Here is a 19,788-nt window from a genome sequence, read left to right on the forward strand (position 1 = left end):
TCACAAATCGTTGCTGGGAATGGCTCAATGGCCAAGCGGTGCCAGGTCCGCAACCTCGCGTGCCCCCGTCGGGTCGGGGTCGCGCCTGCCATGAACGACGAGCACCGGCACCGTGAGCCGCCGCAGGTCATCCTCGATACCTTCATCGAGTCGGGTCCTCCAGTCGTTCTGCACTGCTCGCGCAACCGCGTCGGCGCGCGGAAAGCCATACAGCGGCTGGTGGTCCAGGACGGCTGCGGCTTCAGGGCTGGCGAAGTCAGTGGACCACATCAGACGCAGGAACCGCGCCTGGCCGCGTTCGTCTTCGTTGCCCTCAAGGCGCTTGCCGAGCGCCTTCAACTCCTGGTGTTCATCCGTGGTGAGGCGGCTCATCCGCTCGCATTGCACGCTCTCCTTCCAGCCCCAGCGGATGGCCGTCCCGGCCAGGTAGAGGACGCCGAGCGTGCGGTCCGGGTGCGCGAGAGCGTAGAAGAGCGCGAGCGCCGCACCCCAGGAATGGCCGCCGACCACCCAGCGCTCGTGCTTCCAGTGCGTGCGTAGAGCCTCCAGGTCGGCGACAAAGGTTGCAATGCCGAACGGCCCGGTCGCCGGGGAGCGTCCACAGTCTCGCTGGTCGTAGAGGTGCACGCGCGCGACGTCCTCGACCATCTCCGCAACGGGTGCGAGATTGTTGGAAAGCCCAGGGCCTCCGTGCGCGAGGACCAACGGCAGGCCCGCGCCCCGCGACATGGTCCACAACGATCCGCCCGGCACTGCGACCGCCTCACCTGCCGGCTCCTCAGCGACATGGCCCACGCGCTTACCGTAGCCGTCGGCGTCCGGTTGCCGCTGGCCGGTGCGTGGTGGTTTGGTGTCTCACCAGGTGTTGCTGCTGTCCAGCAGCGCCAGATTCTGTCCAGCCGTGCCAGAGGAGCAGCGACGATGACGCAGGCGATCCCGGAGCAGTCGTTCGAGCTGGGCCTGGCTGGGAAGGCCGCGGTGGTCACCGGCGCGGGGGCTGGCATCGGGCAGGCCATCGCGGTGGCGCTGGCTCGCGTCGGGGTGTCGGTCGGGCTGGTCGAGATCGATCCGGAGCGGGCCGCCAGCACGCTCGAGATCCTCGAAAGGCGGGCGGCACGGCGCTGGTGCTGGTGATGGACACCGAGGCGCTGGCCGGCTCGATCACCACCGCGCACGGCGAGTTCGGCCGGCTCGACATCCTCGTCAACAATGCCGGCGGGGTGAAGGCGAACCGCTTCCTGAAGCAGAGCGAGCGAAGCTGGCGCCGGCATATTGACATCAACCTGGTCAGCATGATCGCGGCGACGTCGACCGCCGCGCCGCTGATCGCCGCGGGCGGTGCCGGCGGGTCGATCCTCAACATCACCAGCATCGAGGGGCAGCGCGCGGCGCCGTTGTACGCCGTCTACGCCGCCTGCAAGGCCGGCATGATCTCCTTCACCCGGACGATGGCCCTGGAACTCGGCGAGGACCAGATCCGGGTCAACGCGCTGGCGCCCGACCACACCGCCACCGCCGGCATGCGCGGGATCTTCGCCGGCGCGGTCGACCCCGACAACCTGCCGCCGCTGTCGGCGGAGCGCCGGTCCGAGGTGGAGCGCTACGTCCCGCTCGGCCGGGAGGGCCACGCCGACGAGGTCGGGGACGCGGCGGTGTTCCTCAGCTCCGACCGGGCGAAGTACATCACGCTCAACATCGACGGCGGCGCCTGGGCGTCCAGCGGCTGGGGGCGCGCCGGCGACGGCTGGACCCTCTACCCCGGGGACACCTCCGTCACGCTGTGAGCCTGTGCCCGCCGCCGCCGCGCCGACGCGGTAGCTCCCGTCAGACGTCGACGGGCGGGCTCTGGCGGCTCGGGATCGCGATCCGGTTCCAGGCGTTGATCGTCACGATGGCGAGGATCAGGTCCGCGGCCTCCTTCTCCGACCAGCTCTTCTTGACCAGCGCCCAGGTCTCGTCGCTCACCCCGTCCGGGCCGAGCCGGGTGGCCTCGTCGGTGAGCGCGAGTGCCGCCCGTTCGCGCTCGTCGAAGAGCGGCGCCTCCCGCCAGGCCGCGACCGCGAACAGCCGGCGCGAGGACTCCCCGGCAGCGGGTGCGTCCCGGCTGTGCATGTCCACGCAGAACGAACAGCCGTTGATGATCGACGCCCGCAGTTTGACCAGCTCAAGCACCGTGCCGTCGACGTTCTCCCGGACGTAGCGCTCCAGGCCGAGCATCGCCCGGTACCCCTCCGGCGCGACCTGCTCCACGTTCAACCGCTGGGTCATCTCCCTGCTCCCCTTCCCAACTGGCCGGGGCCTGCCGCCCCGAGACGGGGCCGCCCGAACGGCGACCCCTGTCGGGAGGGACGGGGCTGCCGGCCGCTGTGTGACACGGTCCGACCGGGGCGGTGTGGCCGGCACCGGTCGCTTCCGCGCCAGCCGAGCACTAATCGCCCTCGCGGGGGAAGGGCAGCTTGCGGGCGATGGTGAGCCCGTCGGCGATCGGCAGCATCACGACTTGTACCCGGGAATCGGCGGCGAGCAGCCGGTTGAACTCCCGGACGGCGACCACCGCCGGATTCTCCGAGCGCGGGCGCACGACTGCACCATATTGCAGCACATTATCCACGATAATGACCCCGTTGGGGTTCATGCGGGGCACAAGCAGGTCGTAGTAACGCTGGTAGGAGACCTTGTCCGCGTCGATGAAAGCTAGGTCGAAAGTGGGTTCCTCGGCGAGGTCCGCGAGGCTGTCGGCGGCCGGTCCGAGGACGAGGTCGATCCGGTCGGAGACGCCGGCCCGCTCCCAGTGCTTGCGGGCGATCGCGCTCCATTCCTCGCTGACGTCGAGGCAGAGCAGCCGGCCGCCGGCAGGCAGACCGCGGGCGATGCACAGGGCCGAGTAGCCGGTGAAGGTGCCGACCTCGATGGTCCGGCCGGGGGCGATCGAGGCGGTCAGGATGGTCAGCAGCGTGCCCTGCTCGGCCGGCACCTGCATCTCCGCCTCGGGCAGCGTGGCGGTGACCGCCGACAGGTCGTCGAGGACCTCGTCGGGCGGTGAGCTGTGCTCGGTCAGATATGCGCCGATTTTACCGTTGAGAAAGGCGGATTTCGAGCCCCGGCCGCCTCTGGTGACCTCGCGGCGAACCGTCTCGACGCCGAGCGCCGTTGCTTCCCGAATGCGTTGTGCCGGGCTTGTCGACATGATCAGTGGGTGCTCCATCCCTGGTCGCTCGGTGCGAAAATAACCGCCCGGCGGCGCATTGCCGGCGCGTTGCCGCGGTTCGGCCAGGAAAGAAACGGTAAAGATCACACATGGGACCACGGGTGGCGGCAAGCCCAGCGCTTGCTCGTCAGCGTTCTCGGCCGGTCTCGTGGTCCCGGTGGGCATCGTCGACGATTTCCAGGAGCCCGAGTTCCGGGGGATGCCGGAGGTGGCCGGCTCCGGCCCGCTGCGGCGGCACCGCCGCGGCGCTCTCGCCGGGCTGTGGGCTCGCCCATGGCAGGTCGAGCACGACGCACAGGCCACCGGCCGTGGCGGGGACCAGCGCAATCGTCCCGCCGTCGGCGGTCACCAGGGCGTGCACGATCGCGAGACCAAGCCCGTGTCCCCGTCGATCGGCGCGGCGCGGCGTCCGGTCCCGGTCGGCGACCTGCCCGTCCGGGCCATCCCGCCCGGTGCCAGCCTCCCGCCCGGTGCCGGATCCCCGCCCGGTGCCGGATCGCTGCGCCTGGCTCGGCTCGCGTCCGCCGGCGGCGCCACCGCAGCGGCGGAAGGCCGCCCGCCGCTGCTCGGCGCTCATGCCGTTGCCGCTGTCGGTCACGGTGAGTCGGATTGCTGGCCCGGCCAGGGTCGCCGGCAGACTCGCGGCCTGATGGGCGTGGGCGGCACCCGGGGCCGGGTGGGGTGGCCTCCAGGGCGTTGCTGAGCAGGTTGTCGAGGATCTGTTCCAGGTGCCCGGGGGCGCTGGCCACAATGTGGGTGTCGGCGACGTCCCAGGTCAGTGCGATGTCCGCGGCGGCGGCCCAGGCAGCGCTGCGCGGTGACCGGGGCGAGGGGAACCGGCCGGATGGCGGTCGGTGCGTGCTCGGCCCGGGAGACGGCGAGTAGCCCGTCGACCATGCGGGACAGCCGGTGCACCTCGACGAGGGTGCCGGCCACCTCCCCGGCGATCGTCGCGTCGACGTCCTGCTCCAACAGCTCCAGGCGCAGCCGCATCGCGGTCAGCGGGGTGCGGATCTGGTGGGAGACGTCGGAGAGGAAGTGCCGCTGACTGTCGACGAGGGACTGGATCCGGTCGGCCATCGCGTCGAAGGTCGCCGCGACCTCCCGGACCTCCGACGGGCCGCCGACGGCCCGGGCCCGGATCGACAGGTCGCCCGCGCCGAGCTCGCCGGCGGCGTGTTCGAGCCGGCGCAGCGGGCGGCCCACCCAGCGGGCCAGCAGGATGGAGATCGCCAGTGCCGCCAGGGCGACCAGGACGCCGCCGATGGCGATCACCGTCCACCGGTGGTTGATCGAGGAACGCAGCCCGTGGTCGCTGCGCGCGACCGCGAGGATGCCGACCAGGCCGTTCGCATTGGACACCGGGGTCACGATGATCATCTGATGTCGGGTGGCGTCGCTCGGGTCGATCGTCACGCTGTGGTGGTGCGCGCGGGCGAGCTCCGCCGGCGTCACCGAGATGCCGTCACCGGTGTCGGCCACGGGGCTGTTGTCGGCGCGGTAGAGGCGCAGCTCGTCGGGCGGCCCGTCCGCGCTGTCGCCGCGGGGCACCGGCAGCGGCGCGGCGCCCGGCGACAGCCGCCGCTACTTCACCTCGGCGGCGTAGGCGTCCGTCGACGCGGTCAGCCGCAGGCCGAACAGGGCCCGGTCATGGCGGGTGGCGTCCAGACCCAGCGGGATGCACAGCCCGACGAGCAGCGTCGCGGTCAGCAGGAGCTGGGCGGCGAAGATCCGCCGACTCATCGGCCCGGCAGCCCCTGGCCCCAACCGCCGCGCGTCACCAGCTGCCCGGCCGGCTCCCCACGGGAAGGATCGGGATCGGGCACGCCGGCCAGGCGGAAGCCGACCCCGTACACCGTCTCGATCAACTCCGGCTTGCCTAGTTTGCGGCGGATCGCGCCGATGTGCACGTCGAGGACCTTCGGTGAGCCGAACCAGTCTCCCCAGACCCCGGCGAAGATCTCCTGGCGAGTTCGCACCCGGCCCGGGTCGGCGGCGAGGAAAGCCAGCAGGTCGTACTCGCGGGCGGTGACGGCGACGGGGCGGCCGCCGACGGTGATGCGGCGGCTGCGGCGGTCGAGGGTGAGCGGGCCGTGCCGGACCAGGTCCGCGTTCTCGCCGCCCGTTTGGCCGCCCAGGCGGCCACCCGCCCGGCCAGCCGTGCGCCGGCGCACCGCCCGCATCCTGGCCAGCAGCTCGGCGAACCCGAACGGCTTGACGAGGTAGTCGTCCGAGCCCGGGTCGAGCCCCTCGACCCGGTCGACCTCGTCCCCCCGGGCGGTCACGACGATCACCGGAGTGTCGGTGCGCTCGCGGATGCCCCGGCACACCTGGGCGCCGTCCATGTCCGGCAGGCCCAGGTCGAGCAGCACAAGGTCGGGCGGGGTGGGGCCGGTGACCTGGGCGAGGGCGGCCTTGCCCGTGCGGACACGGCTCGCCGTGTAGCCGGCCCGGTTCAGCCCGCGCACGAGCTGCGTCCCCAGCCCCTCGTCGTCCTCGACCACGAGGACCCGGGCGCCGGCCGGGTCGGGCTGGCCTCGGAGGTTGGGCTGGGGCGGCGGGTCCGGCATGTGTCCCCTGAAATGGTGGCCTGCGGGCATCGCCATAGCTATCACCCTAGGACTGCCGCTGCGTCAGGGTGACCACGTCCGCCTAGCTTGTCCGTCGCGTCGCGCAGCCCTCACCCACTGCCGTCGGCCTCGCCGCCGGTCTGCGTGTCGACGCAGGCCACCGCGGCGGCGAGCGCCGAGGCGAGCGCGTGCCGCGGCAGGTCGATCAGCCGGACGGCGAGCAGATCGGGGTCGGCGACGGCCCGGCGCGCGGTCGCCAGGGCCTCCCGCTGGGACAGCGTCCGACCGTCGGCCTGTCGGGTGATCCGGATCAGGCCGTCGCGCCAGACGTTGCCGATCTTGCCGTGCGGGCGGTCCAGCAGCCAGCGGGCGAGGCGTGCGCCGGGGTCGAGAACGGCGGGGTCTACCGCGGCGAACGTCACCAGCCGACCCGCGTCCCCGCCCCGGCCGCCGTCCCCGCCGTCGGTGACGGCAACGTCGTACTCGGGCGTGGCCGCCCACTTCGCCCGCAGCGGGTCGAGAGCCTGGCGCGTGCCATCCCCGGCGCCCAGCGCGGGATGGTCGGCCGCCACGATCACGGCGAGCCGGTCGGCGTTGACCGCCAGCAGCAGCCGCGTCAGCCACGGGCCCGGATCGTCGGACAGGTCGGCGACGGCGGACAACGATCCGCCCGCCCCCGCCCCCGCCCCGGCCGCCGGTAGCCCGCGTTCGAGGACCGTCCCGAGGTGCGCGTGGGCCGCGTCCAGTTCGGGGCGTTCGCCGACGAAGACTCCCCGGCCCGGCGAGATCGCCAGGAATCCGGTCGCCGCGGCGACGATGGGGCCCGCGAGCGGCGCCGACTGGCTCTCGGCGGCCTGCCGGCCACGGGTGTAGATCGCCGTCGGCGCCGGCCCGCGTGCCGGAACCGGCCGGTCCAGATGCTTCCAGGTGGCCGAGGTCGGCTGGCAGACGTACATGTCGGCGCGGGCGCCGACAGCCTCGGCGCCCGCGTAGGTATGGAAGGCCGGCCAGATCGCCTCGAAGACGAGCCCCTGGTCGAGCAGGGCCCGCTGTACCTTCCAGCCCAGGGTGGGCACCCGCTCGCTGAACCCGTAGGCGACTAGGACCCGGCCGCGCTCGCGGTCGGCGAGGCCCTGGGCGCCGCGCGCGGCGAACAACGACACCCCCTGCGGGGTGTACGGCGGGTCCGTGAAGGCAAGATCCGCACTGCCCGCCACCGCCGGCGGCAGCCCGAAGCGCAGGTCCGCATACAGACACCGCAGCCGCAGGTCGCGCGACCGGGCCGTCCGGTCGAGGAACTCCAACAGGTCCTCGTCGATGTCCACGACCGTGACGGCGGGCCCGCGCCGCGCCGGGTCCGGGCTCGCCGCGGCGGCCAGCAGAACGACGGCCAGTGACGTCAGGTCGTGGTCACCCACGCAGAGCAGGTGGGCCTCGCGCAGGTCGTAGTGCGTCGAGAGCCAGACGGCTCGGCGGACCACCGTCGCCGCCGTGGCCGGCACATGGTCCAGCTCGGTCCTCGGGCGCGGAGCCGAGGCGATGAGCTCGTGCATCGTCGTGACCAGCGCGCTGCGGCGACCGATCTCCGCGGCGAGCGGGTCGAGTGTGGTGCCCGCGCGCAGCTCGCCATAGTCGATCATGGTGCGGTAGCGGTCGACGGCACCGGGCCGCAGGACGAACGTCCCGCCGGAGCCGGTCCGCAGATCGTCGCCGAGGCAGCCGAGGATCTCCTCGACCGAGCGGCGCGGCAGCCCCGAGTCCTGGACCAGGGCGCGCAGGGTCCGCGGCCGTTCGGTCAGCGCTGCCACGACCCCGCGGGGTGCCCGCGCGTGTACCCGGTAGCCGTGCAGCAGCGTCGCCAGCGATTCCCCGGGCGCGCGGGGCGGGGCGGCCGAGGGCGGCGGGGTGCGGGGATCGGTCACGCTGATCAGCGTGACACCCCGGCGTGAGCTGTGATTTCACCACCCCCGGCTCGGCGGCTAGTCTCGTATCGTGCTGAGAAGGCTTGATCTGCGGGATACGGTGCCGTCCGCCGCCGATGTTCGGCGCCTACTGCCCCGGGCCGCAGTCGACGTGGACGTCGCCGTCGACGCGGTCCGGCCCATCTGCGAGGACGTGCGGACCCGTGGTGACGCCGCGGTTCTGGACGCCGCCGCCCGGTTCGACGGCGTCCGTCCGGCCAGCCTCCGGGTGCCGCGGGCGGCGCTCGCCGCCGCCGCCGAGGCCCTCGACCCGGCGGTGCGTGACGCGCTCGTCGAGGCGATCCGGCGCAGCCGGGTGGTGCACCGCGCGCAGCTGCGCGAGCCGGTCACGATCGAGGTCGGGCCGGGCCTGACGGTCACCGAGCGTTGGGTGCCGGTTGAGCGGGTCGGGCTGTATGTGCCCGGCGGGCGGGTCGCTTACCCGAGCAGCGTCGTGATGAACGTGGTTCCCGCCCAGGAGGCCGGAGTCGGTTCGCTGGCCGTGTTCTCCCCGCCGCAGCGGGACAACGACGGCCTGCCGCACCCCGTCGTGCTCGGCGCCTGCGCCCTGCTCGGGATCGACGAGGTCTACGCCGCCGGCGGCGCCCAGGCGGTCGCGATGGCCGCCTACGGTACCGAGAGCTGCCGGGGAGTCGACGTCATCACCGGTCCTGGCAACGTCTACGTGACGGCGGCGAAGCGGCTGGTGCGCGGCGTGGTCGGGGTGGACGCGGAGGCGGGCCCCACCGAGGTCGCGATCCTCGCCGACGCCACCGCGGACCCGACCTTCGTCGCCGCCGACCTCATCGCCCAGGCCGAGCACGACCCGATGGCCGCCTGCCTGCTCGTCACCTCCTCGGTGGAGCTCGCCGACGCGGTCGACATCGAGCTCGGCAAGCAGGTGCCGGCGACGCGTCACCGTGAGCGGGTCGAGGAGTCCCTGGCCGGCCAGGGCGCCGTGGCGATCGTCGCCGACGTCGACGCCGGGCTCGCGGTCGTCGACGGCTGGGCGGCCGAGCACCTGGAGATCCACACCGCCGATGCGGGCGCGGTCGCCGCGCGGGTGCGTCATGCCGGGGCGGTGTTCGTCGGCCCCCACGCCCCCGTCCCGCTGGGCGACTATCTCGCCGGCTCCAACCACGTCCTGCCCACCGGTGGGACGGCGCGTCACTCCAGCGGCCTGGCCGTGGCCACCTTCCAGCGCCAGGTCCACGTCGTCGAGTCCACCCGTGACGCGCTGCGCGCCGTCGCCCCGCGCCTCGCCGCGCTCGCCGGGGCCGAGGATCTCACCGCACATTCCGACGCCGTGGAGGCTCGATTCCGATGACGATCCAGGCGTCCCGCAGCACCGACGCCGGCCCCGCCGGCGACGACCGGCCCTGGCGCCCGCTGGACATCGACGGGCTGCCGTTGCGCGACAGCCTGCGCGGGCTGTCCCCCTACGGCGCGCCGCAGCTCGACGTGCCGGTGCGGCTCAACACCAACGAGAACCCGTACCCGCCGTCGATCGGCCTGGTCGACGCCCTCGGCAAGGCCGCGACCCTCGCCGCCACCGAGGCCAACCGCTACCCCGACCGCGACGCCGAGGCCCTGCGCGCCGACCTCGCCTACTACCTCACCCCGGACGCCGGGTTCGGCGTGCACACCGCCCAGGTCTGGGCTGCCAACGGGTCCAACGAGGTCATCCAGCAGCTCTGCCAGGCGTTCGGCGGGCCCGGCCGGGTCGCGGTCGGCTTCGAGCCGTCCTACTCGATGCACCGGCTCATCTCCCTGGCCACGGCGACGGAATGGGTCCGCGAGGAACGTGCCGCGGATTTCACCCTCTCCGCCGAGGCCGTCACCGAGGCCGTCGAGCGTCACCGGCCGGCGCTGCTGTTCCTCTGCTCGCCGAACAACCCGACCGGCACGGCCCTGCCCGTGGACGTCGTCGTCGCCGCCTGCGAGGCGATGGCACGGGTGGGCAGCGGCGTGGTCGTCGTCGACGAGGCGTACGCCGAGTTCCGCCGGGCCGGGGTGCCCAGCGCACTGACGCTGCTGCCCCGCCATCCGCGGCTCATCGTCACCCGCACGATGAGCAAGGCGTTCGCCCTGGCCGGCGCGAGGGTCGGCTATCTCGCCGCGCACCCCGCCGTCGTCGACGCGCTGCAGCTGGTCCGGCTGCCTTACCACCTGTCGACGTTCACCCAGGCGGTCGCCCGCACCGCGCTCGCGCACGCCGACGAGCTGCTCGCCACGGTGGAGGCGGTCAAGTCGCAGCGGGACCGGATCGTGCAGGAGGTGGGGGCTCTCGGCCTTCGGCTCGCGCCCAGCGATGCCAACTTCGTCTTCTTCGGCCTGTTCGCCGACCAGCGTGCGGTGTGGCGCGGGCTGCTCGACGCCGGGGTGCTCGTCCGCGACCTCGGGCTGCCGGGCTGGCTGCGGGTCACCGCCGGGCTGCCCGCCGAGGTCGACGCGTTCCTGGCCGCGCTCGGCCGGGTCCTCGCCGGCAGTGACGTCGCCGCGGACGGCGTCGTCACCCTGGCCAGGGGCTGACTGAGCCACCGCCACACTTCGCCGGTCCCCACCCGCAACCAAGAAAGACCGAGGAAAGTCTCCGATGGCACGCACCGCGCGGATCGAACGCAAGACGCTGGAGTCCGACGTGCTGGTCGAACTCGACCTCGACGGCACGGGCGTGGCGACCTCCGACACCGGCGTCCCGTTCTTCGACCACATGATGTCCCAGCTCGGCAAGCACGGCGGGTTCGACCTCACCGTGCGCACCCGTGGTGACCTGCACATCGACTCCCATCACACGGTCGAGGACACCTCTATCGCCTTCGGCTCGGCGCTGCGTGAGGCGCTGGGCGACAAGGTCGGCATCCGCCGCTTCGGCGACGCGCTGGTCCCCCTCGACGAGGCCCTCGCGCAGGCCGCGGTCGACCTGTCCGGTCGGCCGTACTGCGTGCACGTCGAGCCGGACCTCGTCGGGCTGATCGGGACGTACGACACCACGCTGACCCGGCACATCTTCGAGTCGATCACCGCGTCGGCCCGGATCGCGCTGCACGTGCGGGTACTGTCCGGCCGCAACGCCCATCACCTCGTCGAGGCGCAGTTCAAGGCGGTCGCCCGGGCCATGCGCGACGCGGTGGCCCTCGACGCCCGGGTGGCCGGTGTCCCCTCCACCAAGGGCGTCCTGTGACGGATCGGCAACCACGGGTCGTCGTTCTCGACTACGGCTCGGGGAACCTGCGCTCGGCGGAGCGGGCGCTCGCCCGGGTCGGCGCCGACGTGACGGTCAGCGACGATCTCGACGCGGCCCTGGCGGCCGACGGGCTCGTCGTGCCCGGTGTCGGTGCGTACGCGGCCTGCATGGCTGGTCTCGACCAGCTGGGCGCCGCGCCTGTCGTGCGGGAGCGGGTGGCCGCGGGGCGGCCGGTGCTCGGCATCTGCGTGGGCATGCAGGTGCTCTACGAGCTCGGTGACGAGCACGGGGTGCGTACGGCCGGGCTCGGCGTGCTGCCCGGTGAGGTGCGCCGCCTCGCCGCGCCCATCCTGCCGCACATGGGCTGGAACACGGTGCGCCCACCGGCGGCGTCCGTGCTGTTCGCCGGGCTGCCCGCGGACACCCGCTTCTACTTCGTCCACTCCTATGCGGCGAAGGCCGACCCCGACGCCGGCGACACGGTCGGCGAACACGGCGAGCCGTTCGTCGCCGCCGTCGAACGCGGCGCCCTGGCCGCGACCCAGTTCCATCCCGAGAAGTCCGGTGACGCCGGCGCGCACCTGCTGACCAACTGGCTCGCCGCCCTCTCCTGACGCGGGACGCGGGACATGGGGCGCGGAGGGCGCCGCGGAGCGGGTCAGCCCGTGGTGGCGGGGACCCGACCGGTGGCGAGGGCGTCGGGCACGGCGACGCCCAGGTGCTCCAGCAGAGTGGCCAGTTTCAGATCCAGCTCGATGCCCACGGTCGTGATCGTGCGGTTGTCGTAACTGCGGAAGTGAGTGCTCGGCTGGTCGACCCTGAACCAGGTCGCGCCGTGCGCGTCGGTGTGGATCGTTGTGCGCAGCGGGGCGTGCAGCAGCACTGCGGGATCATGGCGGAACATACGCTCGGCGATGACGTGGTTGCCCATCAGGTACTCGACGCACCGGCCCTCGTCGCCGGCCGCCCGGAACAACTAGGTGAAGTCGCCGCGCCAGTAGCGGATGAAGTCGTGCGGCGCGTTCGGTGCGGTCGCGATGCGGATGTCGTCCCAGGTCGGCCGCCCGGCGGCGAGGGCGGTGAAACGTGCCTCGTCGAGGGCGGGGACCGCCTGCTCGTAACGGCGGACCGTCTCGTCGTAGGTCAGGCTCGTCGCAATGGACAGCCGGTGCACCTCGTAGCGCACGGTGCTGACGGCACCGGCAAGATCATGATCACGAATGGTCATTCGTCTGCCTTCCCTCGCAGCTCGGCAGCAGCGTCCTGGGCACGCCGTGAACCGCCTGCATCCCCACCGCCCGCCCGGTTACCCCGGGCCCAGGCCCGGTGGCCGTGGGTCCCGTTCCCGCGGGCGGTCGCAGGTCACGTGGCGGGTCGGGGCGAAGCACGCACCCCGTAGGGTTGCGGCATGGCTCTTACTCTGTTGCCTGCCGTCGATGTGGCCGACGGGCGGGCCGTCCGCCTCGTCCAAGGTGAGGCCGGTTCCGAGACCTCGTACGGTGACCCGCTGGAGGCGGCGCTGACCTGGCAGCGCGACGGCGCCGAGTGGATCCATCTGGTCGACCTCGACGCCGCGTTCGGCCGCGGCTCGAACCGCGAGCTGATCGCCGAGGTTGTCCGCTCGGTCGACGTGGCGGTCGAGCTCTCCGGCGGCATCCGCGACGACGACTCCCTCGACGCGGCGCTGGCCACCGGCGCGGCGCGGGTCAACATCGGCACGGCCGCGCTGGAGGATCCCGACTGGGTCCGCCGGGCGATCGACCGGGTGGCCGACCGGATCGCCGTCGGGCTCGACGTGCGCGGCACGACGCTGGCCGCCCGTGGCTGGACCCAGGACGGCGGCGAGCTGTTCGAGGTGCTCGCCCGCCTCGACGCCGACGGCTGCGCCCGCTACGTGGTAACGGACGTCCGCCGCGACGGCACGCTCACCGGCCCGAACGTCGAGCTGCTGCGTTCGGTGACCGCGGTGACCGACCGCCCCGTCGTGGCCAGCGGGGGCGTGTCCGCGCTCGCCGACCTCGTGGCGATCGCCGCGGTGCCCGGCGTCGAGGGCGCGATCGTCGGTAAGGCCCTCTACGCGGGCGCCTTCACCCTCCCCGAGGCCCTCGCCGTCACCTCGACGGTCGTGGCGGGGTGAGCGTTGCGGTCCGGGTGATCCCCTGCCTCGACGTCGACGGCGGTCGGGTGGTGAAGGGGGTGAACTTCACCGATCTGCGCGACGCCGGGGATCCGGTCGAGATGGCCCGGCTCTACGACGCCGAGGGCGCCGACGAGCTGACGTTCCTCGACATCACCGCGTCGAGCGGCGACCGGGAGACCACCTACGACATTGTTCGGCGCACCGCCGAGCAGGTCTTCATCCCGCTCATCGTCGGGGGTGGGGTCCGCTCCGCCGACGACGTCAACCGGCTGCTGCGCGCCGGAGCCGACAAGGTGGGGATCAACACGGCCGCGGTGGCCCGCCCCGAGCTGGTCCGTGAGTGCGCCCACCGGTTCGGCAACCAGTGCATCGTGATCTCGGTGGACGCCCGGCGGTGCCCGGATCCGGGCGACCCTCGCTTCGAAGTGACTACGCACGGTGGTCGTCGGGGGACCGGAATCGACGCGGTCGGCTGGACCGCGCGGGTGGTCGAGCTCGGCGCCGGCGAGATCCTGCTCAATTCCATGGACGCCGACGGCACCCGGGACGGATACGATCTGGAGATGATCTCCGCCGTGCGCGCCGAGGTCGATGTGCCGGTGATCGCCAGTGGCGGGGCCGGTGACCTCGCTCATTTCGCGCCGGCGGTCGGCGCGGGCGCGGACGCGGTGCTCGCGGCCAGCGTGTTCCATTTCGGACAGCTGCGCATCGGCGAGGTGAAGGCGGCGCTGCGGGACACGGGCGTTCCCGTGCGCTGACCGCCACCGCTCCGCCGGCGCCGCCGCCGTGACGTGTTGACGGAGGGTGACGATGTCGGAGCGCGTGGCGGAGCCGGGGCGACAACCCGGGGTCATCGGCCAAGGTTTCGCGAACCTCTGGCGGGGCGTCCGTGGCGAGCCCCGCCTGTTCGCGGTGGCCACGGTCGGTGGCTGCCTGTTCACCCTGACGGGGGTGGCCAATTCTCTCGTGCTCGGCGAGGCCACGGACCGGGTGGTGATCCCGGCGATCCGGCGGGGGCACGCCGACTGGTCGGCGGTCGCCCTGGCCGCGGCGGCGCTCAGCGTCGTCGGCCTCGCCCGGGCGCTCGGCATGCTCCTACGCCGCCTCGCCGGCGGCACGGTCGTGTTCCGACTGCAGGCGCGGCACCGGCACGCGGTGACCCGCCAGTACCTGCGGCTGCCGCTGTCCTGGCATCAGCGGCACTCCACCGGCACGTTGCTGTCCAACGCCAACTCCGACGTCGAGGCCGCCTGGGCCCCGGTCATGCCGCTGCCGTTCGCGCTGGGCGCCCTCGCCATGCTCGTCGTGGCGCTGGTGCTGCTCGTGGTCACCGACCCGGTGCTGGCCCTGATCGGATTCGTGATCTTCCCGACGTTCGGCGTGCTCAACGTCTGGTACGGCCGGCGGGTGTGGCCGCTGTACTCCCGGGCGCAGCAGCTGCGTGGGGAGGTCAGCGCGGTGGCGCACGAATCCTTCGACGGCGCCCTCGTCGTCAAGACCCTCGGCCGAGAGGATGACGAGACCGCCCGGTTCGCCGTCCGCGCCGAGCAGCTGCGCGACGCGATGATCCACGCGGGCCGGCTGCGGGGCCTGTTCGACCCCGTGATGGAGGCCCTGCCGAACCCGGGGATCCTGCTGGTGCTGCTGGTCGGCGCGATCCGCATCGACGCCGGGGCGATGGACGTCGGGCAGCTCGTCCGGGTCGCCTACCTGTTCACCCTGCTCGCCTTCCCGCTGCGGGCGTTCGGCTGGGTGTTCGGTGACCTGCCGCGGGAGGTCGTCGGCTACGACCGGGTCGACGCGGTGCTGCGGGCCCGAGGCCACGAGGCGTACGGCCCGCGCACGCTGACCGCGGCAGGCCCCGCGTCGCTGCGCCTCGACGCCGCCACCTACGCCTACCCCACCGCCGACCCGATCGGTGACGCCACTGCCGACCCGACTGCCGACCCGACCGGTGACCCTTCGGAGCCCGCGAGTCCCGGCGATCCGTCTGCGCGGCCGGTGGTGGACGCGGTGAGCTTCGAGGTGGCTGCGGGCAGCGTCGTCGCGATCACCGGCCGCACCGGCGCCGGCAAGTCGTCGCTGGTGAACCTGCTCGCCCGGCTCGTCGACCCGCAGGCCGGCGCGGTGCTGCTCGACGGCGTCGACCTGCGCGAACTCGCCGCCGGCGAGGTGAGCCGAACCGTCGCCGTCGTGGCCCAGCAGGCGTTCCTCTTCGACGACACGGTCCGCGCCAACGTCACCCTCGGCGCAGACAACACCGACGATGACGTCTGGGCCGCGCTGCGCCGCGCGCAGGCCGACGGCTTCGTCGCCGCCCTGCCCGACGGCCTCGACACCATGGTCGGCGAGCGCGGGACCTCCCTGTCCGGCGGCCAGCGCCAACGCATCGGCCTGGCCCGCGCGCTCATCCGCGCCCCGCGGCTGCTCGTCCTCGACGATGCCATCGCCAGCGTCGACCCCCGGGTGGAGGCCGCGATCCTCGCCGACCTGCGCGAACGCGCCGGCGCCTCGACGGTCGTGGTCGTCGTCCAGCGCCGCTCCACGATCGCGCTGGCCGACGAGGTGATCCACCTCGACGCCGGCCGGGTCATCGGCCGCGGTCGGCACGAGGAGCTGCTCGCCTCCTCCCCGCGCTATGCCGCCCTGCTCACCGCCTACGAGGCGGCCGCCCGCGCGGCCGGCGCCATCCCCGCGCCCGCGGTCTCCGGGCTTGCCGCCTCCGGGCCCGCTGTCCGGGAGCTCGAACCGGAGGCTGCGCCGTGACGCCCGCCGCGCCCCCGGCGGCGTCGCGGGCCTCCCAGCCGACGTTGGTGGCGACGTTCCGCCGGCTGCGCGCGCTGTCCCCCGAGCTGACCGGGGGTCTGCTCGGCACCCTCGCGCTCGCCCTGGTGGCGACCGCGGGAAAGGTCGTCATCCCGGTCGTCGTGCAGCAGACCCTCGACCGCGGGCTCACCGACGACGGAGTCGACGTCGGCCTGGTCGCCGTGGCCGTGGGCGCGGCCTCAGCCGTCATCGTGCTGACCACCGTCGCCACGTACCGGATGAACCTGCGGCTCTACCGCCTGTCCGAGGGCACCCTCGCCACCCTGCGGGTGCATGCCTTCCGCCACATCCACGACCTGTCGATGCTCAGCCAGTCCGCCCAGCGTCGCGGCTCGCTGACCTCCCGGGTGACCAGCGACGTCGATCAGATGTCGCAGTTCCTCCAGTTCGGCGGGGTGATGCTGTTGGCCACCGTGTTGATGGTCGTCTACTCGTGGCCGCTGACCCTCCTCGTGTATGCGTTCTTTGTCCCTCTGTTCGTCGTGACCCGGCTGGTGCAGCGCCGGCTCGCCGGCCGGTACGCGATCGTCCGCGAACGGGTCGGCGAGCTGCTGGGCGCCGTGTCCGAGGCGGTCGTCGGCGCCCCGGTCGTGCGGGCCTACGGCGTTGCGGAGCGGACCGGGCGGCGCATCGACTGGACCATCGACCGCTACCGCTCGGCCCAGATCGAGGCCCAGCGGGTCGTCGCCGGGGTCTTCTCGCTCAGCGAGCTGGTCGCCGCACTCGCCACCGCCGCGGTCGTGACTGTGGGCGTGGCGCTCGGCGTCGCAGGCTCGCTCAGCACCGGGCGGCTGATCGCGTTCCTGTTCCTGATGACCCTGTTCGTCATGCCGATCCAGTCGATGACCGAGGTGCTCAACGACGCGGCCAAGGCGCTGGCCGGCCTGCGCCGGGTGCTCGACGTTCTGGATCTCCCGACCGACGTCCGCGACCCCGCGCTCGGTCGGACTGTGGGGCGGCTGCCGGCACCCCGCGCCGGCGGCGCTGCGGGCCACGGCACTGCGGGCCACGGCGGGGCAGGCCACGGCGGGCCCGCCGTGGTCGCGGCCGGCCGCGACCTGCCGGCCGGACCGCTGGGGGTCCGGTTCGACGGGGTCGGGTTCGCCTACCCAGACGGGCCGCCGGTGCTGCTCGACGTCGACCTGGAGATCGCCCCGCGCACGCGGGTGGCGGTGGTCGGCGAGACCGGATCCGGCAAGACGACCCTGGCCAAGCTGCTCACCCGGCTGATGGATCCGACCACGGGCACCGTGCGCATCGGCGGGGTGCCGCTGTCCGAGGTGCGGTTCGCCTCGCTGCGCGGCCGGGTGCTGCTCGTGCCGCGGGACGGCTTCCTGTTCGACCTCACGATCGCCGACAACGTCCGTTATGGCCGCCCCGGCGCCGACGACATGGCTGTCCACGCCGCCTTTGCGGCGCTCGGCCTCGCCGACTGGCTCGCCGGGCTGCCGGCGGGGCTGGCGACCCGGGTGGGGGAGAGCGGGTCGCGGCTGTCGGCCGGGGAGCGGCAGCTCGTCGCCTTGGCTCGCGCCCGGCTGGCCGATCCGGATCTGCTGGTCCTGGACGAGGCGACTTCCGCAGTGGACCCCGAGACCGAGGTGCGCCTGGCGGCGGCCCTGGCCGAACTGACCCGGGACCGCACCTCGGTGACGATCGCGCATCGACTGTCGACGGCGGAGGCGGCGCAGGATGTCGTCGTCGTGGACGCCGGGCGCATCGTGCAGTGGGGCCATCACCGAGCGTTGGTCGCCGTGCCCGGAGTGTACCGCCGGATGCACCAGTCCTGGGCTGTCGGTGTCGGCACGGTCGCGGTGGGTTCAGGGGCGGGAATGGCGGGCCCGGGGGAGGGGGCGGCGTGCCCGGCGACGCCGGCCCTGACGGCGGACGCCCGCCCCGCCCCGCCGACGCGGACGAGCAGAATGAAGCCGTGACCGTACGTCCATCCGCTCTGGATCCCGCCATCGCCAGCCGCCTGCGTCGCAACGACGCCGGTCTGTTCCCGGCCATCGCCCAACAGCACGACACCGGCGAGGTGCTGATGCTCGGCTGGATGGACGACGAGGCGCTGCACCGCACGCTGACCACCGGGCGGGCCACGTACTGGAGCCGCAGCCGTGGGGAGTACTGGGTCAAGGGCGACACCTCCGGCCACCAGCAGTGGGTCCGCTCGGTCGCCCTCGACTGCGACGGCGACGCCGTCCTCGTCCGGGTGGACCAGATCGGCCCGGCCTGCCACACCGGCATCCGGACCTGCTTCGAGGCCGATCCGCTGCCCGCGCGCGGGGGTAACCCGGGCGTCGCGGCCGACGCCGGGCCGGCCCGATGACCACCGGGCGGATCGTCCCCGACCGGGCCGCGTTCCACGCCGCCGCCGCCACCCGGCCGGTCGTCGCCGTCACCCGCCGGCTGCTCGCCGACGGGGAGACCCCGGTCGGGATCTACCGCAAGCTCGCCGGCGGGCCGGGCACCTTCCTGCTCGAGTCCGCCGAGCACGGCGGGGTGTGGTCCCGGTACTCGTTCGTCGGGGTGCGGGCGGCGGCGACGCTGACCGAACGCGACGGCCAGGCGGTCTGGGTCGGCACACCACCGCGCGGGGTGCCGACCGAGGGTGACCCGCTGGACATCCTGCGCGCGGTGGAACGCTCCCTGCGCGCCGACAACGATCCGCAAGCCCCGCCGCTGATGGGCGGCCTCGTCGGTTACCTCGGCTACGACATCGTGCGCCGCATCGAACGGCTGCCCTCGCATGCCGTCGACGATCTCGGTCTGCCCGAGCTGCGGATGCTGCTCACCACGGACCTCGCCGTCCTCGATCACGCGGACGGCTCCTGCCTGCTGGTCGCCAACGTCTTCACCGAGGCGCCGGCCGAGTCGGGCCCGGACCCGGCCGACGCCATCCGCCCCGACCTCGACGCTCTCTACGACGACGCGGTGGCGAGGCTGGACGCGATGACCAGCGACCTGGCCAAGTGGAGCGAGCCGACGGTGGCGACGACCAGCGGGGCGGCCAGCGGGGTCGGCGACTTCGTCTCCGCCACCCCGCCCGGCGCCTTCCAAGCCTCGGTCGAGCGGGCCATCGAGGAGATCCGCGCTGGGGAGTGCTTCCAGATCGTGGTCTCCCAGCGTTTCGAGCGGGCGACCGCCGCCGATCCCCTCGACGTCTACCGGGTGCTGCGCACGACCAACCCGAGCCCGTACATGTACCTGCTGCGGTTCGGTGACCACGACGTCGTCGGCTCCTCGCCGGAGGCGCACGTCAAGGTCACCGGGCGACGGGCGTTGCTGCATCCCATCGCGGGCAGCCGACCCCGGGGCGCGACACCGGAACGCGACGCGCAGCTCGCGGCGCAGCTGCTCGCCGACCCGAAGGAGCGCTCGGAGCACGTGATGCTCGTCGACCTGGTCCGCAACGATCTGGGCCGGGTCTGCGTGCCCGGTTCGGTGCGGGTCGTCGAGTTCGCCGCCGTCGAACGGTTCTCGCACATCATGCATATCGTCTCCACGGTGATCGGTGAGGTGGAGCCTGAGCGCAGCGCCGTCGACGTGCTCACCGCGACGTTCCCGGCGGGCACGCTCTCCGGGGCGCCGAAGGTGCGCGCGATGGAGGTCATCGACGAGTTGGAGCCCACGCGCCGCGGCCTCTACGGAGGCGTGGTCGGCTATCTGGACTTCGGCGGCGACCTGGACACCGCCATCGCGATCCGCACCACGGTGCTGCGCGGCGGCGTGGCCTACGTCCAGGCCGGCGCCGGAATCGTCGCCGATTCCGATCCCGACGCCGAGGACCTGGAGAGCCGCACGAAGGCGGCGGCGGTCCTGCGCGCGATCGAGGTCGCCGAGTCGCTGCGACCCCCGGCATGAGCGCCGGCCCGCCCGCCGCGCCGTGGCTGGCAATG

The 19,788-nt window shown here is 73.3% G+C and carries 22 protein-coding genes; 12 read left to right on the forward strand and 10 right to left on the reverse strand.

Translation table 11 applies throughout. From position 1 onward, the window contains the following. Nucleotides 1-24: 24 nt before the first annotated feature. Nucleotides 25-729 carry an alpha/beta fold hydrolase gene (locus G6R25_RS10780; RefSeq protein ID WP_268904123.1) on the reverse strand — a complete coding sequence of 235 codons (705 nt, stop codon included), beginning with the start codon at nucleotides 727-729 and terminating at the stop codon, nucleotides 25-27. Between the two features lie 192 nt (nucleotides 730-921). Between G6R25_RS10780 and G6R25_RS31405 the strand changes: the two genes are divergently transcribed. Then, on the forward strand, nucleotides 922-1,134 hold the full coding sequence (locus tag G6R25_RS31405) for an SDR family NAD(P)-dependent oxidoreductase (protein ID WP_268903885.1): 213 nt from the start codon (nucleotides 922-924) through the stop codon (nucleotides 1,132-1,134). Next, entirely contained in the window at nucleotides 1,134-1,784 is a 651-nt protein-coding gene (locus G6R25_RS10785; RefSeq protein ID WP_268904122.1) for an SDR family NAD(P)-dependent oxidoreductase, read from the forward strand. The genes G6R25_RS31405 and G6R25_RS10785 overlap by 1 nt, the downstream gene beginning before the upstream one ends. A gap of 40 nt (nucleotides 1,785-1,824) precedes the next feature. On the opposite strand, the gene G6R25_RS10790 is transcribed toward G6R25_RS10785, so the two are convergent. The 7 genes from G6R25_RS10790 to G6R25_RS10810 all read right to left on the reverse strand — a co-directional run bounded on the left by G6R25_RS10790 (nucleotide 1,825) and on the right by G6R25_RS10810 (nucleotide 7,700). After that, on the reverse strand, nucleotides 1,825-2,268 hold the full coding sequence (locus G6R25_RS10790; RefSeq protein WP_163552871.1) for a carboxymuconolactone decarboxylase family protein: 444 nt from the start codon (nucleotides 2,266-2,268) through the stop codon (nucleotides 1,825-1,827). Nucleotides 2,269-2,428: 160 nt separating this feature from the next. Next, entirely contained in the window at nucleotides 2,429-3,187 is a 759-nt protein-coding gene (locus tag G6R25_RS10795; protein ID WP_163552882.1) for an O-methyltransferase, read from the reverse strand. Between the two features lie 148 nt (nucleotides 3,188-3,335). Continuing rightward, nucleotides 3,336-3,806, reverse strand: coding sequence for a histidine kinase (locus G6R25_RS26730; RefSeq protein ID WP_235948004.1), 471 nt, complete (start codon nucleotides 3,804-3,806; stop codon nucleotides 3,336-3,338). After that, entirely contained in the window at nucleotides 3,803-4,759 is a 957-nt protein-coding gene (locus tag G6R25_RS26735) for a sensor histidine kinase (protein WP_235948007.1), read from the reverse strand. Before G6R25_RS26735 ends, G6R25_RS26730 begins: the two co-directional genes overlap by 4 nt. 33 nt (nucleotides 4,760-4,792) lie before the next feature. Next, nucleotides 4,793-4,951, reverse strand: coding sequence for a hypothetical protein (locus tag G6R25_RS26740; protein ID WP_235948009.1), 159 nt, complete (start codon nucleotides 4,949-4,951; stop codon nucleotides 4,793-4,795). Then, a complete protein-coding gene (locus G6R25_RS10805) occupies nucleotides 4,948-5,814 on the reverse strand; it encodes a response regulator transcription factor (protein WP_235948011.1) in 867 nt (288 codons plus the stop codon). The genes G6R25_RS26740 and G6R25_RS10805 overlap by 4 nt, the downstream gene beginning before the upstream one ends. 74 nt (nucleotides 5,815-5,888) lie before the next feature. Beyond that, nucleotides 5,889-7,700 (reverse strand): bis-aminopropyl spermidine synthase family protein, encoded by a 1,812-nt coding sequence (locus G6R25_RS10810; RefSeq protein ID WP_163552873.1) that lies wholly within the window; start codon nucleotides 7,698-7,700, stop codon nucleotides 5,889-5,891. Nucleotides 7,701-7,770: 70 nt separating this feature from the next. Here G6R25_RS10810 and hisD point away from each other — a divergent pair, with 70 nt between their 5' ends. The 4 genes from hisD (at nucleotide 7,771) to hisH (ending at nucleotide 11,540) form a co-directional block, all read left to right on the forward strand. Beyond that, nucleotides 7,771-9,066: a histidinol dehydrogenase gene (hisD, locus tag G6R25_RS10815; RefSeq protein WP_163552874.1), complete on the forward strand. Its 1,296-nt coding sequence runs from the start codon at nucleotides 7,771-7,773 to the stop codon at nucleotides 9,064-9,066. After that, nucleotides 9,063-10,271 (forward strand): histidinol-phosphate transaminase, encoded by a 1,209-nt coding sequence (locus G6R25_RS10820; protein ID WP_136447097.1) that lies wholly within the window; start codon nucleotides 9,063-9,065, stop codon nucleotides 10,269-10,271. The genes hisD and G6R25_RS10820 overlap by 4 nt, the downstream gene beginning before the upstream one ends. Nucleotides 10,272-10,335: 64 nt before the next feature. Further along, nucleotides 10,336-10,923, forward strand: a complete 588-nt coding sequence (hisB, locus tag G6R25_RS10825) for an imidazoleglycerol-phosphate dehydratase HisB (RefSeq protein ID WP_163552875.1) — start codon at nucleotides 10,336-10,338, stop codon at nucleotides 10,921-10,923. Beyond that, the gene (hisH, locus tag G6R25_RS10830; protein ID WP_163552876.1) at nucleotides 10,920-11,540 is read left to right on the forward strand and encodes an imidazole glycerol phosphate synthase subunit HisH; all 621 of its coding nucleotides are present in this window, start codon (nucleotides 10,920-10,922) and stop codon (nucleotides 11,538-11,540) included. Before hisB ends, hisH begins: the two co-directional genes overlap by 4 nt. A gap of 44 nt (nucleotides 11,541-11,584) precedes the next feature. Here hisH and G6R25_RS26745 read toward each other — a convergent pair whose 3' ends face one another. Together G6R25_RS26745 and G6R25_RS26750 are read right to left on the reverse strand one after the other, a co-directional pair. Beyond that, the gene (locus G6R25_RS26745) at nucleotides 11,585-11,902 is read right to left on the reverse strand and encodes a DUF302 domain-containing protein (RefSeq protein WP_235948012.1); all 318 of its coding nucleotides are present in this window, start codon (nucleotides 11,900-11,902) and stop codon (nucleotides 11,585-11,587) included. After that, on the reverse strand, nucleotides 11,903-12,154 hold the full coding sequence (locus tag G6R25_RS26750) for a hypothetical protein (RefSeq protein WP_235948014.1): 252 nt from the start codon (nucleotides 12,152-12,154) through the stop codon (nucleotides 11,903-11,905). A gap of 180 nt (nucleotides 12,155-12,334) precedes the next feature. Between G6R25_RS26750 and priA the strand changes: the two genes are divergently transcribed. Genes priA through G6R25_RS10865 form a run of 6 tightly spaced genes read left to right on the forward strand, consistent with a single transcriptional unit; the run spans nucleotide 12,335 to nucleotide 19,753 of the window. After that, entirely contained in the window at nucleotides 12,335-13,063 is a 729-nt protein-coding gene (gene priA, locus G6R25_RS10840; protein ID WP_136447094.1) for a bifunctional 1-(5-phosphoribosyl)-5-((5-phosphoribosylamino)methylideneamino)imidazole-4-carboxamide isomerase/phosphoribosylanthranilate isomerase PriA, read from the forward strand. Then, nucleotides 13,060-13,824, forward strand: coding sequence for an imidazole glycerol phosphate synthase subunit HisF (gene hisF / locus G6R25_RS10845; RefSeq protein ID WP_163552877.1), 765 nt, complete (start codon nucleotides 13,060-13,062; stop codon nucleotides 13,822-13,824). Before priA ends, hisF begins: the two co-directional genes overlap by 4 nt. Nucleotides 13,825-13,876: 52 nt before the next feature. After that, nucleotides 13,877-15,832: an ABC transporter ATP-binding protein gene (locus G6R25_RS10850; protein ID WP_163552878.1), complete on the forward strand. Its 1,956-nt coding sequence runs from the start codon at nucleotides 13,877-13,879 to the stop codon at nucleotides 15,830-15,832. Next, the gene (locus G6R25_RS10855) at nucleotides 15,829-17,823 is read left to right on the forward strand and encodes an ABC transporter ATP-binding protein (RefSeq protein ID WP_163552879.1); all 1,995 of its coding nucleotides are present in this window, start codon (nucleotides 15,829-15,831) and stop codon (nucleotides 17,821-17,823) included. The genes G6R25_RS10850 and G6R25_RS10855 overlap by 4 nt, the downstream gene beginning before the upstream one ends. Next, the gene (hisI, locus tag G6R25_RS10860; protein ID WP_163552880.1) at nucleotides 17,820-18,218 is read left to right on the forward strand and encodes a phosphoribosyl-AMP cyclohydrolase; all 399 of its coding nucleotides are present in this window, start codon (nucleotides 17,820-17,822) and stop codon (nucleotides 18,216-18,218) included. Before G6R25_RS10855 ends, hisI begins: the two co-directional genes overlap by 4 nt. Further along, nucleotides 18,215-19,753 carry an anthranilate synthase component I gene (locus G6R25_RS10865; protein ID WP_163552881.1) on the forward strand — a complete coding sequence of 513 codons (1,539 nt, stop codon included), beginning with the start codon at nucleotides 18,215-18,217 and terminating at the stop codon, nucleotides 19,751-19,753. Before hisI ends, G6R25_RS10865 begins: the two co-directional genes overlap by 4 nt. Nucleotides 19,754-19,788 lie beyond the last annotated feature (35 nt).

Source organism: Candidatus Frankia alpina (assembly GCF_902806485.1).
GTDB lineage: Bacteria > Actinomycetota > Actinomycetes > Frankiales > Frankiaceae > Frankia > Frankia alpina.

Excerpts from the sequence above, each read along its gene's own strand:
- G6R25_RS10790 (WP_163552871.1), bottom strand. The coding sequence starts at position 2,268 with ATGACCCAGCGGTTGAACGTGGAGCAGGTCGCGCCGGAGGGGTACCGG.
- G6R25_RS10820 (WP_136447097.1), top strand. The coding sequence starts at position 9,063 with ATGACGATCCAGGCGTCCCGCAGCACCGACGCCGGCCCCGCCGGCGAC.
- G6R25_RS26750 (WP_235948014.1), bottom strand. The coding sequence starts at position 12,154 with ATGACCATTCGTGATCATGATCTTGCCGGTGCCGTCAGCACCGTGCGC.
- hisB (WP_163552875.1), top strand. The coding sequence starts at position 10,336 with ATGGCACGCACCGCGCGGATCGAACGCAAGACGCTGGAGTCCGACGTG.
- G6R25_RS26740 (WP_235948009.1), bottom strand. The coding sequence starts at position 4,951 with ATGAGTCGGCGGATCTTCGCCGCCCAGCTCCTGCTGACCGCGACGCTG.
- G6R25_RS10780 (WP_268904123.1), bottom strand. The coding sequence starts at position 729 with ATGTCGCGGGGCGCGGGCCTGCCGTTGGTCCTCGCGCACGGAGGCCCT.
- G6R25_RS31405 (WP_268903885.1), top strand. The coding sequence starts at position 922 with ATGACGCAGGCGATCCCGGAGCAGTCGTTCGAGCTGGGCCTGGCTGGG.
- G6R25_RS10795 (WP_163552882.1), bottom strand. The coding sequence starts at position 3,187 with ATGTCGACAAGCCCGGCACAACGCATTCGGGAAGCAACGGCGCTCGGC.
- G6R25_RS10865 (WP_163552881.1), top strand. The coding sequence starts at position 18,215 with ATGACCACCGGGCGGATCGTCCCCGACCGGGCCGCGTTCCACGCCGCC.
- G6R25_RS10850 (WP_163552878.1), top strand. The coding sequence starts at position 13,877 with ATGTCGGAGCGCGTGGCGGAGCCGGGGCGACAACCCGGGGTCATCGGC.
- G6R25_RS10785 (WP_268904122.1), top strand. The coding sequence starts at position 1,134 with ATGGACACCGAGGCGCTGGCCGGCTCGATCACCACCGCGCACGGCGAG.
- G6R25_RS10805 (WP_235948011.1), bottom strand. The coding sequence starts at position 5,814 with ATGGCGATGCCCGCAGGCCACCATTTCAGGGGACACATGCCGGACCCG.
- priA (WP_136447094.1), top strand. The coding sequence starts at position 12,335 with ATGGCTCTTACTCTGTTGCCTGCCGTCGATGTGGCCGACGGGCGGGCC.